At 67.5% G+C, this 14108-nt stretch carries 9 protein-coding genes and 3 tRNA genes; 9 read left to right on the top strand and 3 right to left on the bottom strand.

The window, feature by feature from the left end:
- Window positions 1-89 precede the first annotated feature (89 nt).
- Window positions 90-752, bottom strand: coding sequence for a DsbA family oxidoreductase (locus tag ATO3_RS16400; RefSeq protein WP_088650957.1), 663 nt, complete (start codon window positions 750-752; stop codon window positions 90-92).
- Window positions 753-892: 140 nt separating this feature from the next.
- Between ATO3_RS16400 and ATO3_RS16405 the strand changes: the two genes are divergently transcribed.
- The 6 genes from ATO3_RS16405 to ATO3_RS16430 all read left to right on the top strand — a co-directional run bounded on the left by ATO3_RS16405 (window position 893) and on the right by ATO3_RS16430 (window position 7899).
- Window positions 893-979 (top strand) — tRNA-Leu (locus ATO3_RS16405).
- Window positions 980-1317: 338 nt separating this feature from the next.
- A complete protein-coding gene (locus ATO3_RS16410; protein WP_143747291.1) occupies window positions 1318-2415 on the top strand; it encodes an efflux RND transporter periplasmic adaptor subunit in 1098 nt (365 codons plus the stop codon).
- Window positions 2412-5483: an efflux RND transporter permease subunit gene (locus ATO3_RS16415; protein WP_088650959.1), complete on the top strand. Its 3072-nt coding sequence runs from the start codon at window positions 2412-2414 to the stop codon at window positions 5481-5483. The genes ATO3_RS16410 and ATO3_RS16415 overlap by 4 nt, the downstream gene beginning before the upstream one ends.
- 47 nt (window positions 5484-5530) lie before the next feature.
- The gene (gene yghX, locus ATO3_RS16420; RefSeq protein WP_088650960.1) at window positions 5531-6436 is read left to right on the top strand and encodes a YghX family hydrolase; all 906 of its coding nucleotides are present in this window, start codon (window positions 5531-5533) and stop codon (window positions 6434-6436) included.
- A 291-nt stretch (window positions 6437-6727) separates the two neighbouring features.
- Window positions 6728-7660 carry a pirin family protein gene (locus ATO3_RS16425; RefSeq protein ID WP_088650998.1) on the top strand — a complete coding sequence of 311 codons (933 nt, stop codon included), beginning with the start codon at window positions 6728-6730 and terminating at the stop codon, window positions 7658-7660.
- 162 nt (window positions 7661-7822) lie between these two features.
- Window positions 7823-7899, top strand: a tRNA-Asp gene (locus ATO3_RS16430).
- Window positions 7900-8031: 132 nt separating this feature from the next.
- Here the strand turns inward: ATO3_RS16430 and ATO3_RS16435 are convergent.
- Entirely contained in the window at window positions 8032-9630 is a 1599-nt protein-coding gene (locus ATO3_RS16435) for a leucine-rich repeat domain-containing protein (RefSeq protein ID WP_143747292.1), read from the bottom strand.
- Between the two features lie 111 nt (window positions 9631-9741).
- On the opposite strand from ATO3_RS16435, the gene ATO3_RS16440 reads away from it, so the two are divergent.
- A tRNA-Asp gene (locus ATO3_RS16440) sits at window positions 9742-9818 on the top strand.
- Between the two features lie 128 nt (window positions 9819-9946).
- Here the strand turns inward: ATO3_RS16440 and ATO3_RS16445 are convergent.
- Window positions 9947-10702 (bottom strand): hypothetical protein, encoded by a 756-nt coding sequence (locus ATO3_RS16445; protein ID WP_143747293.1) that lies wholly within the window; start codon window positions 10700-10702, stop codon window positions 9947-9949.
- 87 nt (window positions 10703-10789) lie between these two features.
- Between ATO3_RS16445 and ATO3_RS16450 the strand changes: the two genes are divergently transcribed.
- On the top strand, window positions 10790-11662 hold the full coding sequence (locus ATO3_RS16450) for a glycosyltransferase family 2 protein (protein ID WP_088650962.1): 873 nt from the start codon (window positions 10790-10792) through the stop codon (window positions 11660-11662).
- Window positions 11663-11952: 290 nt separating this feature from the next.
- Window positions 11953-13971, top strand: a complete 2019-nt coding sequence (locus ATO3_RS16455) for a sensor histidine kinase (protein WP_088650963.1) — start codon at window positions 11953-11955, stop codon at window positions 13969-13971.
- Window positions 13972-14108: the final 137 nt, after the last annotated feature.

Below are 14108 nucleotides of genomic sequence, written 5' to 3' on the forward strand. Positions count from 1 at the left end.
GTCCGCCGGGTCGCTCAGGCCCTGGCTTCGATTAGGGGAATGGGGGCGCCGGATCCGGGCGCCCCTTTCTCGTACCGGTCATTTTCGGCTCAGACCGCTGGGATCTGCGCGCTTGCCCGGATCGCGTCGGCATAGACCGAAGCCTCCTGCGCGCCGGTCAGCACGATCTTCCCGCCGATGCAGATCGTCGGCACACCCTGTATCCCGTTCTGCATCCAGTAATTTTCCTTCTGCCGCACCACGTCGGCGCGTTCGTTCGTCTCCAGAGCCTCGCGCGCGGGCCCGGCATCCAGCCCGACCTCTTCGGCCACGTCCACCAGCACGTTGATGTCCGACACATCCCGCGCATCGGTGAAATGCGCCTTGAACAGCGCCAGCTTCAGCGGATGCTGCAGGCCGCGTTCGGCGGCCCAGTCCAGCAGCTGATGCGCGCGGAAGGTGTTCACCATCCGGGTCTCGTCGGTGAAGTTGAACGCAAAGCCCAGCTCCTGCCCGATCGCCACCAGCTGCGCGCGAGACGCCTGGCTCTGCTCGGGCGTGGCGCCGTATTTCTCGACGATGTGCTCGGTCAGGTTCTGCCCCTCCGGCGCCATCCCGGGGTTCAGCTCGAACGGATGCCAGCGGATCCGCGCGCCCAGCCCGGTCATCTCCAGCCCCTTCCTGAGCTGCAGGAAGCCCACGATGCACCAGGGGCAGACCACGTCCGAGACGATCTCCACCTCGACGACGTGCACGATGTCGGTCTGATCCATGAGAGGCTCCTTTCGGGGGGCGCGTGACGGCAACCTGAGGTTCGCGCGAAAAAACGTCAACCCCGGGCCGGAAGCGTGGTTTTGCCCCTTGAGGTGCCCGGAGCGCTCGTCTATACGACGCCGACACCAAGCCTGACAGTGCGGTCGTGGCGGAATTGGTAGACGCGCAGCGTTGAGGTCGCTGTGGGGTAACTCCCGTGGAAGTTCGAGTCTTCTCGACCGCACCATCATCCCGACAGATCGGTCAATATCACCCGCTTCGCGGGACCGGATGTGGCCTGCTGGCCATCCAAGACTGATCCGGATGCCGCGCCGTGGCGTATCCCCCTTGTGACCATCCGCGTATCCCGCGCGCAGACCGGCCGGCATCGCAGCCCGATGGACAGGATCCGGCCGAAATCCTGTGTGTCCGGGGCGTTCCGGTGTAGACTGCGCCGCGCGACGCCGGGAAAATTCGGTAAGCACACGAAGAGTTTGGTTGCCGCAGCGCGGCATCACCCGCATCATCTTCGGAAAGCCGCGCAAGCCGGGCGCCAGCGCGTCGATCCGATCCGGAGAGCCAGGTATGAAACAACTCCGACTCCTGTTCGGTTGCGCCCTGCTGGGCGCCGCGGCGATCGGCGGCTTCCGGTATACCGACGACATGCTGGCCGCCACGCCGCCCGGCTCCTCGGGCCGGCCCGGCGGCGGGGATGTCGCCGTTCTCACCCAGCCGGTTGAAACCCTGACCTTTTCCGAAACGGTCGAGGCGGTCGGCACCACGCTCGCGCGGCAATCGGTGGTCCTGCGCCCCTCTGCCGCCGGCCGCGTGACCGAGGTTTCGTTCGAGGCGGGCGACCGGGTCTCGACCGGCGACGTGCTGCTGCGGCTCGACGATGCCGAGGCGCGCGCGGCCCTGGCCTCGGCCGAGGCAACGGTGTCCGAGGCAAGCGCCGCCTTCGAGCGCCAGCAGCAGCTGCAAGAGCGCGGCAGCGCCGCCGAGGCCACGCTGCAATCCGCCCGCGCCGCGCTTCTGCGGGCCGAGGCGGAGCGCGACATGGCGATCAACACGCTGCAGGACCGCGTCCTGCGTGCGCCCTTCGACGGGCTGGTGGGGCTGACGGATATCGCCCTGGGCCAGCTGATCGACAGTTCCGACGAGATCACGACGCTGGACGATCTGTCGGTGGTCGAGGTCGCCTTCAACGTGCCCGAACGCTTCATCGCGCGGCTGGCGCGAGGGCAATCGGTCTCGCTGACCTCGCCGGCCTACCCGGACGAGACCTTCGAGGCCACGATCGGGGCCATCGACACGCGGGTCGATCAATCCACCCGCTCCATCGCGCTGCGCGCCACCGTGCCGAACGACGACGGGCGGCTGACGGCGGGGATGTTCATGCGCGTCTCCCTCGTGCTCGACCGGCGCCAGGCCCCGGCTGTGCCGGAACGCGCGCTCTCGGTCGCGGGGGCGATGTCCTATATCCACGTGGTCGAAGGCGGCACCGCCCGCCGCGTCGCCGTCTCGGTCGGCGCCCAGCAGGGCGACATGATCGAGGTCTCGGGAGAGCTGGTGGAGGGCACAGCGGTGATCGTGTCGAACCTGCACCGCGTGGATGACGGCATGACCGTCGAGCTGATCGAACCGGCCAGCACCGAAACACTGGCCTCGGACGGCGAATCATGACGCTGCCCGACCTGTCGATCCGGCGGCCGGTGCTGGCCTCGGTGCTGAACCTGCTGATCGTGCTGATCGGCGCCGTGGCCCTGACGCGCCTGCCGGTGCGGGAGCTGCCGCAGACCGACAGCGCGCGGATCACCGTCATCACCAATTACACCGGCGCCGCGCCGGACGTGGTCGACAACCAGGTCGCCTCGATCATCGAGGGTGCGCTGGCGGGGATCTCCGGCCTCGACAGCATGGACACCGAAAGCGAGCGCGGCCGCGCCCGCACCGTGCTGATCTTCGATCCGTCCCGCGACATCGACAACGCCGCCAACGACGTGCGCACCGCCATCGACCGCGCCGCGCGCGACCTGCCGGATGGCGCCGACGCGCCGGTCGTGCGCAAGAACGACAGCGAGAGCGACCCGGTCGTCCGGCTCAGCCTGTCCTCGACCCGGCTGACCCCGCTGGAGCTGTCGGACTACGCCGACCGCTACATCATCGACCGGCTCGCGCGGCTGCCCGGGGTGGCCAACGCAAGCATCTACGGCGAACGGGCCCCGGCGATGCGGATCTGGCTGGATGCCGACATGATGGCCGCCCATGGCGTGACCACCGGTGACATCACCTCGGCCCTGCAATCCAACAATGTCGAACTTCCTGCGGGCGAGATCCAGACCGGCGCGCGCCAGCTGCAGCTTCTGGCGCGCACCCGCTTCACCTCGGCCGAGGAATTCTCCGGCCTTGTCATCCGCGACGATGACGGCCCGCGCCCGCTGCGGCTGGGCGATGTGGCGCGGATAGAACAGGGCGCCTCGCAATCCGAAAGCATGTTCCGCACCAATGGCGTCGTCGGCCTTGGCATCGGGATCCAGCCGCAGGCGCAGGCCAACACGGTCGCGATCTCCAACGCGGTGAAGGCCGAGCTGGAAAACATCCGCACGACCTTGCCCGAGGGCATGTCGCTGAGCGTCACCACCGACGAGGCGCTGTTCATCGAAACCGCCCTGCGCGAAGTGGTGCAGGTCTTTGCCGAGGCGGTGGGCCTCGTGGTCGCGGTGATCTTCCTGTTCCTTGGCTCGGCGCGGTTGTCGATGGTGCCCGTCGTGACGATCCCGATCTCGATCCTGGGCGCGGCCATCGCCATGATGATGCTGGGCTTCTCCATCAACATCCTGACGCTCTTCGCGATGATCCTGGCCATCGGACTGGTGGTCGACGACGCAATCGTCGTGCTGGAGAACATCCAGCGCCACCGCGCCATGGGCGCCACCCGGGCCGAGGCAGCGCGGCGCGGGGCCAACCAGGTGAATTTCGCCGTCATCGCCACAACAGCCGTGCTGATCGCCGTCTTCCTGCCGGTCAGCTTCATGGAAGGCGAGATCGGCCAGATCTTCGCCGAGTTCGGCATCGTGCTGGCCGTCGCCGTTTCGGTCTCGGGCCTTGTCGCGCTGACCCTGTCGCCGGTGCTGGCCGCCCGGCTTATGCCGCGCGACGACCGGGCCAACCTGCTGACCCGGCTGGTCAACTGGATCATCGGCGGGGCCGAGCGCTTCTATCGCGCGGCGCTGACCCGGTCGCTTCGCGCGCCCGAGATCCTGCTGGCCGTCGCCGCCTTCGCCATCGCCGCCTCGGTCGCGATCTACCAGTCGCTCCCGCAGGAGGTTACCCCCGACGAGGACCGGGGCCAGCTGCGCATCTACGTGACCGCGCCGCAGGGCTCGAACCTGGACTACACCGATTCCGTCGCCCGCAAGGTCGAGGCCCTGCTTGCCCCGCTGCAGGAGCAGGGCGTGGTCGCCAATGTCACCACCATCGTCGGCATGTGGGGCGAACTGCGCCGGTCGATGTTCTTCGTCAACCTCGTCCCCTGGGAGGATCGCGACCAAAGCGTGCACGAGGTCGTGGCCTCCCTGCGCGGACCGCTGATCGAGATCACCGAGGCCGCGACCTGGATCCGTGCCTCGGGGGGCCTGGGCATTGGCGGCGGGCGCGGGGGGCTGCGCTTCATGCTGGGCGGGCCGGATATCGACCGCGCCGCCGAATGGGCCGAACAGCTGGCCGTCACGCTCGAGGCCGATCCGGATCTGAGCGGGGTCGAGGTCAGCTATGCCGCCAACCAGCCCGGCGCGACGCTGACGGTCGACCGGTTGCGCGCGCAGGATCTGGGCCTCGACGCCGAAGCCGTTTCCTCGACCTTGCGCACGCTCATCGCCTCGCGCACCGTGGGCGAGTTCAGCGACGATGGCCGCCAGTATCCCGTGATCCTGCAGGCCGCGCCCGAGGACCGCGACAGCCCCGACGACCTGATGTCGATCCTGCTGCGCAACGACCGGGGCGACCTGGTGCCGCTCTCGGCGGTGGCCAGCGTCGAGACCGCCGCGCTGGTGCCGGCCATCGAACGCTATAACCGCGTCCATTCGGTCGAGGTCGAGGCCGACATGGTCGAGGGCGCCGACCTTGCGCAGGTGATCTCGCGCGTGGAACGGGCCGTGGCCGAGCTGCCGGCCGGCGCGCAGATCGGCTGGAAGGGGCAGGCGGCGGATTACCTGAAGACCTCGGGCGGGATGACCATGGTCTTTGCCATGGCGCTGGCCATCGTCTTCCTGGTGCTGGCCGCGCAGTTCGAAAGCTTCCGCACGCCGCTGGTGATCCTGCTGACCGTGCCGCTGGGGCTGGGAGGCGCGGTGCTGACGCTTTGGCTCGCCGGGCAATCGGTGAACATCTACAGCCAGGTCGGGCTGGTGCTGCTGGTAGGGCTGATGGCCAAGAACGGCATCCTGATGGTCGAGTTCTCGAACCAGCTGCGCGAAGAGGGCATGGCGCTGCGCGAGGCCGCGATCGAGGGCGCGGTCACCCGGCTGCGGCCCGTGACCATGACCACCATCGCCACCGTGCTGGGCGCCGTGCCGCTGGCCACCGCCGCCGGCGCCGGGGCCGAAAGCCGCACGGCCATCGGGCTGGTCATCACCGGCGGGCTCAGCTTCGCCTTCGTGCTGACGCTGCTGGTGACGCCGGTGATCTACTTTCTGATCGAAGGGCTGCGCCGCGATCCGGAGCCCGAGGCGGCGGCCACCCCGGCCGAATAGATCGTGCCGGGCCGCGCGCCCGGATGACCTGAGGAGGAGGACGACCCATGACCGACCAATCCCCGACGACAAGGCGGATGACGGCGAAGGATTTCAGCCCGGAACTGCTGGAGCTGTACGATTTCTATGCCCATGGCATCATCACCAAGCGCGAGTTCCTGGACCGCGCCGGGCGCTATGCCGCGGGCGGGCTGACCGCGGCGGCGCTGCTGGGGGTCATGTCGCCCGATTATGCGCTGGCCGAGCAGGTCAGCTTCAACGATCCCGACATCACACCGGAATGGATCACCTATCCCTCGCCCGAGGGCCATGGCGAGATCCGCGCCTACATGGTCCGTCCCAACGGGGTGGAGACCGCGCCGGGCGTCGTGGTGGTCCACGAGAACCGCGGCCTGAACCCCTATATCCAGGATGTCGCGCGGCGGGTGGCCAAGGCCGGTTTCATCGCGCTGGCCCCCGACGGGCTGACGCCCATGGGCGGCTATCCCGGCAATGACGAAGAGGGGCGCGCGCTGCAGAAGCAGGTGGACGGCGAGAAGCTGATGAACGATTTCTTCGCCGCCGTGGCCTTCCTGATGGATCACCCGGAGGTCAGCGGCAAGGTCGGCATCACCGGCTTCTGCTATGGCGGCGGCGTGGCCAACGCGGCGGCGGTGGCCTTCCCCGAACTGGGCGCGGCGGTGCCCTTCTACGGGCGGCAGGCCGACGCGGCGGACGTGCCCAGGATCCAGGCGCCGCTGCTTCTGCATTACGGAGAGCTGGACGAGCGGGTGAACGCCGGCTGGCCGGCGTACCAGGCGGCGCTGGACGCGGCCGGCAAGACCTACGAGGCCTATATCTACGAGGGCGCCAACCACGGGTTCCACAACGATTCCACCCCGCGCTACGATCCCGAAATGGCCGAGCTGGCCTGGGAGCGCACCATCGCCTGGTTCCGCACCTACCTGAGCTGAGGCGCGGGCGGCGTCCTCACCGGACCCGGGCGGGAATGGCTCGGGAGGTCCTGGCGATGGGGCCGGGGAGCCGGCCGTCCCGCACCGTTGGGGAGCCCGACCGGGGGGCAAGAAGCCCTCCGGGCCCGCCCTTTAACAAACCGGACCACGGCGCAGACCCTCCGATCCGCGCTCAGACGCCGCCATATCGCCTGCATCTGTGCGCCTGGGCGGAACACCCGTGCATCCAGCGCCAGTTGTGGGATGCCCCATCGATGCTACCTTTCCCGCATCAACCCCGTGGAGGACATCATGAGCTGGAACCCCGCGCTCGATCCAAGCTGCCCGACCGGCGACGCCGTCGATCAGATCGAAACCCTCATCGTCCCGCGCGCCCGCGATCTTGGCGATTTCGAGGTCCGCCGCGCGCTGCCTGCACCAAAGCGGCAGATGGTCGGCCCCTTCATCTTCTTCGACCAGATGGGGCCGGCGGAATTCGTGACGGGGCAGGGGATCGACATCCGTCCGCATCCCCATATCGGGCTGGCGACCGTCACCTATCTTTACAAGGGCAAGTTCCATCACCGCGATTCCCTGGGCACCGACCAGTGGATCGAACCCGGCGCCGTGAACCTGATGACTGCCGGCCATGGCGTCACCCATTCCGAACGCGTCGATGGCGACATGCTGAAGGCGCCCTATGACCTCTTCGGCATCCAGACCTGGATCGCCCTGCCCAAGGACCAGGAAGACAATCCCGCCGATTTCGTCCATGTCGGCAAGTCCGAACTGCCGCTGCTGGAAGGCGAGGGCAAGCAGGTCCGCCTGATCCTCGGCTCCGCCTGGGGCGAAACCGCCCCAGCCGCGACCCCGTCCGAAATGTTCTACGCCGACGCCACGCTCGAGGCCGGCGCGACCCTGCCTTTGCCCGACAATCACGAGGACCGGGGCATCTACGTGGTCGACGGCTCGGTCGAGATCGCGGGCACCTCCTATGATCCCGGCCAGATGATGGTGTTCCGCCCCGGCGACCGCATGGGCGTGCGCGCCGGTCCCGCCGGTGCGCGGCTGCTGCTGCTGGGCGGGGCGACGCTGGAAGGGCCGCGCCACATCTGGTGGAACTTCGTCGCCTCGTCGAAGGAACGGATCGAGGCCGCCAAGGAGGCCTGGCGCGAAGGCGACTGGGAACATGGCCGCTTCTCGCTGCCGCCGACCGACAAGGACGAGTTCATCCCGCTGCCTTGACAGGCCCTGGCCGGGCCGGTCCCGCGCGGGCAGGGCTGCCCCGATCCGGTCGCGATCCGGCGCTTTGGCGAAAAACTGCACCGGGCCTGCGGAAATGCGCTTGACCCCGGAGGCGGGGGGGCCTATCCCCCGCTCCACCACTGGCGGATGCCGGTGGCCAGCGCGGTTGTAGCTCAGTTGGTTAGAGTACCGGCCTGTCACGCCGGGGGTCGCGGGTTCGAGCCCCGTCAACCGCGCCACTTTCTTCCATTTCGTACGAAATGCGCAGGCGCCTTCGGGCGCTTTTGTGCGTTTTGTACAATATTCTCCGGTCCGCATGGTCGCTGTTTTGATGCCGATCCGGGGCGGCCGGTTGCGGTCGGGCAGGGGCGTCAGATGGTGATACCAAGGGCGCGGAGCAGCGGCGCGAGCCATGGCCATTCGGTGGCCATCCGGCTTGCCAGCCCTGCGAACTCGGCGGCCTTGAGTGTGAAATAACCGACCGCAGTGACCGAAACGGCTGCGCCGACCGACTTTGCGATTGCCTGCTTGGTTTCCTCGACGCTCATCCGGGCGAGATCGAGTCCCTGGTTCCGCATCCATCTGGCACCGGTCAGCGCCATCGCACCCATGGCGGAGATGACATTTGCCGCGCTGGCTCTCAGGCCCTTTGCCGCAACCGGGTCATCCGGGGCTTCCTGCGCGAAGGCCATGATATCCTCCATGGCCAAGGTCACGTCCGGCGAAACGAATGGTTCTTCATCCAGATCACCGAGCGCCTGTTCGACCTCCTGTGCGAGGGCTTCGGTCTCTTCCACGGTTGGTATCGCGGAGACTGCGTCCGCCTTGTAGGCCAGCCATTCCGGAAATCTCTCCAGCAACAGGGCCAGGGATGCCGCAAAGGCTTCGACATCGGCGGCATCCTCCTCCATCAGCACCTCCCGGGCTTCGGCGGATTGCCGGATGACGCGGTCGCCATGGGTGCCCAGGGCGATGGCGTTGACGTTGTCGTAATCCTCGCCAAGTGCGGCCGCCAAACGATCTAGCGCCTTTGCAAGACGCGGCATCGAATTGCCAATCCTTGGGCGTTGGTCTTCAAGATCGTCCAGAAAATCCTGCAAGGCGGTCCAGCCCTGTCGCGCCCGCAATTCCACGGCGCTGTCCGCGGCATGATGCGCGGCGCTCAGGCCAATGCGGTCATCGTGAATGACAACCTCGACCGGTGCGGGCTGTTGTTTTGGTAGGTCTGGTTCGGCGTTTGCGCCGGCCATTGCTTGCCCGCGCTCCCAGGTCTTGGGCCAAGGCGGAAGTGTCTTCAGGTAAGCTAGCGTCTCGGCAGTTCGCTCCGCATCATCTTCGATGCGCGATAGTTCTGCCAGCTCCGGCGTTGAGATCGCGGCAGGCGTCCCCGCGAAGTGCAGCCCCCGCCTGCGCTCGCCACCCACCCGGTCGAATTTTACCTTTGCAATGGCTCTCAGATCCGAAACCTTGCTGCCGGTAAGGTCGAGCGCTTGCAAGTTGTACAGCGCCCTCAGAGAGCCGATATCCTCGACCTCTGTGTTGCTCAGATTGAGCGTTTCAAGGCTGAGCAAGAACTGGAGTTGTGTGACGTCCCACAGTGGTGTGTCTGCCAGCGACAAGTTCAACAATCCGGAGGGTTTTTGGGATTTTCGGAAGTTGGGAATTTGTTCAACTTGGGTCCCGCTTAGGTTCAGCGTCTCAAGGCCGGGGGTTTCGAAAAGTGGTTTCGCATTCGCCACGGGACTTCCGTTAAGCCGCAATGTCTTCAGCCGTGGAAGGTGTTTGATCCGTTCAACGTCGGTTATTCGCGTGCCACCAAGCTCTAGCTCTTCCAGCGTCGATATCCGTGAGATCGTGTCTGGAAGCGTCTCAAGATCTGTCAGTTCGTTCAGGGACAATCGCGTTGCGTTGTTCTCGATTGCCCGGCTCACCAGCCGCTCCGCCTCCGCGTAATCGTCTTCCGCACTCATCACCTGCCCCACGTCACCGCCGCGCAACCTGACCCGCCAAGAATCCACCCGTCAACCTGACAAAACCCGCTTGACGCCTCCGGCCACACCCCCTATGTCCCCCTCCTACGCGCGGTTGTAGCTCAGTTGGTTAGAGTACCGGCCTGTCACGCCGGGGGTCGCGGGTTCGAGCCCCGTCAACCGCGCCACTTTCCCCCTGCCCATGATGTGCAGTGCATGGCCCAAAGGGCCGTCGACGCCATGTGCTCGCAGCGCATCGACCCGGTGCAGGCACGTACATCCCCATGGCCCCGGCCAATCCCCCGCACGCGCGCGCTCAGTAGCTGTAGCCCAGAGCGCTCTCCAGCTCCGCATCCACACGGGACCGCAGGTAGGCCATGTCCGCCTCCGTCCAGCTTGCGGGCGTCTCCGGCCGCTCCGCCACCGCGCCCTTGAACTTCGCGCCCAGCCGTTTGACCACGGGCCGGAACGCCGTCCTGGGGGGCAGGTCAAGCCCGGCCTCCAGCGCATCCAGAAACGCCTCCGGCGCCGCCACGGCCTGTTCCATCCGCACCAGCACCACGCCTTGATGCCGCTGCAGCAGGCCCAGGTGCTGCGCCAGCTTGCCCCGCCGCAGCGCGAAGAGGTCCTCGTAGATCTCGCCCGTCAGCGGATCGCGGTCCGCCTGCAACGGCTGACCCACCAGTTCGCGCACGCCGTCGATGTCGAAATAGCGCGGGCGGTCGATCACGCTGTCCCAGGGCGCGCGGATGAAATCGGAAAACGCCATCGCCTGCAGCGCCGCCACCGCATGCCAGGGCTTGGCATGCATCGACCGCGCCCAGTCCGCCGCCCCCCTGACACACACCACCACCACCAGATCCGCCGGGATCGCCAGCGCCTGCACGCCGCCATGCTTCCACCCCAGCGCCTCGACCGGCCGCAGCGGGGTGTTCCGCCCGATCAGCCGCTTGACGAAATTCGTCCCCGATGACCGTTCCCCGAACACCTGCGCCCGGCGCGGCGCGACCGGCCCGGGCCGGACGAACAGCCCGCTGTCACTGAAGCTTTCCGGCACCCATTGGCGGTTCATCCGGCGCGGTCCCCCGTTCTGCAATTCTCAATCCCCCACATGCTACGCTAAGGATTGGCAAAACAAGGGCAGAGCAGGGGCATCGCCATGCAGACCGCGGCAGCACTGACCATGGTGCGCGACGACGCCTTCTTCCTGAAGGCCTGGCTGGCCCATTACGGCACGCTTCTGGGGCGCGAGAATTGTTACATCGTGAACCACGGGCGGGGCGGGATGGTGGCCGAGCTGGCGCAGGGCTGCAACGTCATCGGCCTGCCCGGCGATCCGCACAGGAATTTCGACATCAAGCGCTGGCGCCTGCTGAACGGCATCGTGCAGGGCTTGCGCAACTATTACCGGCACGTGATCGTGGGCGACGTGGACGAGCTTGTCGTGCTGGACCCGGCCGCGGGAACCGATCTGCTGTCCTTCCTGGCCGACACGCCGGCCAAGCGCGTGCTGACCCCCCTGGGGCTTGAGGTCATCCACCGCATCGATATCGAACCCGAGCCGATCACCGGCCCGATCCTGGGGCCCCGCCGCCATGTCCGCCCGGCGCCGCATTACTCCAAGCCCTGCATCGTCTCGGTGCCGACCAAGATCGCGCGCGGCGGCCATTACACCCAGTATTCCAGGATCCACACGCCGGATCACCTGTACCTGTTTCACCTGAAGTTCTGCGATTTCGACGCCTATTGCGAGGTCATGAACCGCCGCAACGACACCGTCGCGGCGACCGGCGGCACGGTGAAAGAGGTCTCGATCGGCCGCCACTGGTTCGCCGAGGCCCGCGGCGAGGACCGCGCCGTGTTCGAGGCCTTCGCCGCGCTGCCCCTGCGCGAAGGGTTCGACATGAGCGCCACGCGCCGGCGGATGCGCCGCAGCTTCGGGCCGCGTGGCGAAACCGGCTATTTCCACTTCGACCGCCCCGAGGACGCGGCGCAATTTGTCCTGCCGGACCGGTTCTCGGGCCTGATCTGACACCTGACCCGATCCGCCGGGAGGCCCCCCGGACGGATCCCGGATCGCCCGACCCGCCCTGACCGCCCGCCCAGACCGCCCGTCCTGATCACCCGGTCAGGCGCATGGCCTGCCATTGCGGCGTGAAACCGGCCAGGGCGTGCGACGGCAATAAATCTTCACAGATTGTTATCCATGTCACAATGTCGCCGTCTTTTCGGCATTCCATGCAGTGGGAGGCCGGGCTTTGGGCCGGGACTTTGGCAAGACCCCGGTGCGTGCGGGGCAAAAGTATTTGGTTGGCAGATTTAATGAGGCTCATCAAAAACCTGATCGCGGGCGTGAATGTCTGGACATTCGTGGCGGCGCTGGCCCTCCTGTCTCTGATCGGGTTGTCCTGGACGGCCCTCCGGCAGGAGGCCGAGCTTCACCATGCCAACCTGCGCGGGCAGGTCGCGGACGTCGTGCACGAGATCGCGCACACCATCGGACGCAAGCTCGACTCGGCCGACGTGGTGGCAGACCAGCTGGTCCGCGCGGCCGGTGGCGCCGCGCGTCCGCCGCAGGATCGCGTGGCCGAGGCCGAGGCCGCGCTGAGGGCGCATAACCCCCGCGTCACCCGCGTCGCCATCGACCTCGTCGGCGCGGATGCCACGACCACCGCGCCGGACGGTTCCGTATACCGGCCCGGGGAGGTCGTGCTCGAGGGGCCGGTGACGCTGCCCGACGGGGGTGACGGCGTTGCCCTGCATCATCCGTTTTTTGCGCCCCCGGATCCGGGCGGCGCCCCGCGGCTGCTGGGCGTCATCACCTTCACCCTGCCCGAGGCCGAGCTTCTCGCGCTTCCCGAAGACAGCGGCGGCGCGGCGGGGCCGCTCATGGTCGGGCTGCGTGTCACCGGGGCGGATGGCGCCGACATCTTCGGCACCGTCGCCCCGCCCGAGGCCGCGCCGGTGATCCAGACGATCCGGCTGCCCGGCCAGACCTGGGAAATCGTCGCCAGCCCCAGGGCGGGCTGGCCCGGGCTTGTCCATCGCTACGACGGGGTGCTGGTGCTTGTCTTCGTGCTGGCCGTCTCGACCGTGGCGGGCATCGGCGGGACGCATTTCCTCTTTCACCAGCGGGACCGGTTCCACAAGATCCTCGCCAACGCGGTCGAGTCGCTGGATGTGGGCTTTGTCCTCTTCGACGAGAAGGACAGGCTGCAGATCTGCAATGCCGAGTTTCGCGATCACCTTGGGTTCGACGGGCGGTACCTCGTGCCCGGCACGGGCTATGACACGATCCTGCAGCAGACCGGGGAATTCATCGCCTCCCGGGCCGACACCGAGACCGCGCGCGACTGGGTGGCGCAGCGCATGACGGACCACGCCGGGGGGCAGGAATTCGTCATCGAAGGCCCTGACGAGACCTGGCTGAAGATCTCCGAAACCCGCACGCCCGACGGGTTTTCCGCCGCCGTCGTCACCGACATCACGGACCAGAAGAAGGGTCAGCTTCTGGCCGAGGCCGCGAACCGCCAGAAGACCGAGTTCCTCAGCAACGTCACCCATGAACTGCGCACGCCGCTGACGGTGATCGGGGGCTATGCCCAGCTTCTGTCCGACAACTGGCTGCTGCCCCAGCGCGTCGATCTCATGGACCTGATGGACGACTGCGAAAAGGGCGACGCTGCGATGCGGGAACGCGTCGCCGAATGCCGTGAAACCGTGCTCGACTACGACACGGCGGTGAAGGAATACAGCGGCAAGATCGCCGGCTCGGCGCGGCACATGCTGGCCATGATCAACGATCTGCTCGACTGGACCCGGCTGGAACGCGAGGCGGTCGAGCTGGACCGCGACTATGTCGATGTGGCCGGCTTCGTGACCGCTGCGCTTGCCGACATGCACCCCCTGGCCGAGGCGAAGGGGCTGGAGCTGACCGGCGCGCATGACGATTGCGTGGTCCTGGCGGATGTCCGGCGCCTGCGGCAGGTGCTGTTCAATCTGGTCGGCAACGCGGTGAGGTTCACCGAAAACGGGAGGATCCGGATCGAGGCGCGCCTGCGCGGCGAGCGTCTCGTGCTCAGCGTCGAGGACACGGGCTGCGGCATCCCCGGGCCCGAGCTTGACCGGATCTTCGAGCGCTTCCACCGGGTCGACAATTCCGACACGCGCGAACATGGCGGCTTCGGCATCGGCCTCTCGATCGTGCGCGAGATCGTGACGCGCCATGGCGGCTCGATCACCGTGGAGAGCCGCCTGGGCGAGGGCAGCCGCTTTACCGTCGAGCTGCCCGACGCCTCCGTCGCCGTCCCCGATCGGGACCGGATGGTCTGCCGGTCCTGACCGGCGGGCAAGGGGAGGCCTTTGCGCGGGGGAGGCCGGGACGGGCGCCCCCACTCGCCCCCGGCCGGTCAGGGCCTCTGGCCCGCAGCCACAGCTCCAGGACATCATGGGGCAGGCCGGGGCCCAGAGGCCGCAGC

Source organism: Marinibacterium profundimaris (assembly GCF_002210095.1).
Lineage (GTDB): Bacteria > Pseudomonadota > Alphaproteobacteria > Rhodobacterales > Rhodobacteraceae > Marinibacterium > Marinibacterium profundimaris.

Bases quoted from the DNA above. Each gene is read 5' to 3' on its own strand.
- ATO3_RS16400 (WP_088650957.1), bottom strand. From the start codon at position 752: ATGGATCAGACCGACATCGTGCACGTCGTCGAGGTGGAGATCGTCTCG.
- ATO3_RS16410 (WP_143747291.1), top strand. From the start codon at position 1,318: ATGAAACAACTCCGACTCCTGTTCGGTTGCGCCCTGCTGGGCGCCGCG.
- ATO3_RS16415 (WP_088650959.1), top strand. From the start codon at position 2,412: ATGACGCTGCCCGACCTGTCGATCCGGCGGCCGGTGCTGGCCTCGGTG.
- yghX (WP_088650960.1), top strand. From the start codon at position 5,531: ATGACCGACCAATCCCCGACGACAAGGCGGATGACGGCGAAGGATTTC.
- ATO3_RS16425 (WP_088650998.1), top strand. From the start codon at position 6,728: ATGAGCTGGAACCCCGCGCTCGATCCAAGCTGCCCGACCGGCGACGCC.
- ATO3_RS16435 (WP_143747292.1), bottom strand. From the start codon at position 9,630: ATGAGTGCGGAAGACGATTACGCGGAGGCGGAGCGGCTGGTGAGCCGG.
- ATO3_RS16445 (WP_143747293.1), bottom strand. From the start codon at position 10,702: ATGAACCGCCAATGGGTGCCGGAAAGCTTCAGTGACAGCGGGCTGTTC.
- ATO3_RS16450 (WP_088650962.1), top strand. From the start codon at position 10,790: ATGCAGACCGCGGCAGCACTGACCATGGTGCGCGACGACGCCTTCTTC.
- ATO3_RS16455 (WP_088650963.1), top strand. From the start codon at position 11,953: ATGAGGCTCATCAAAAACCTGATCGCGGGCGTGAATGTCTGGACATTC.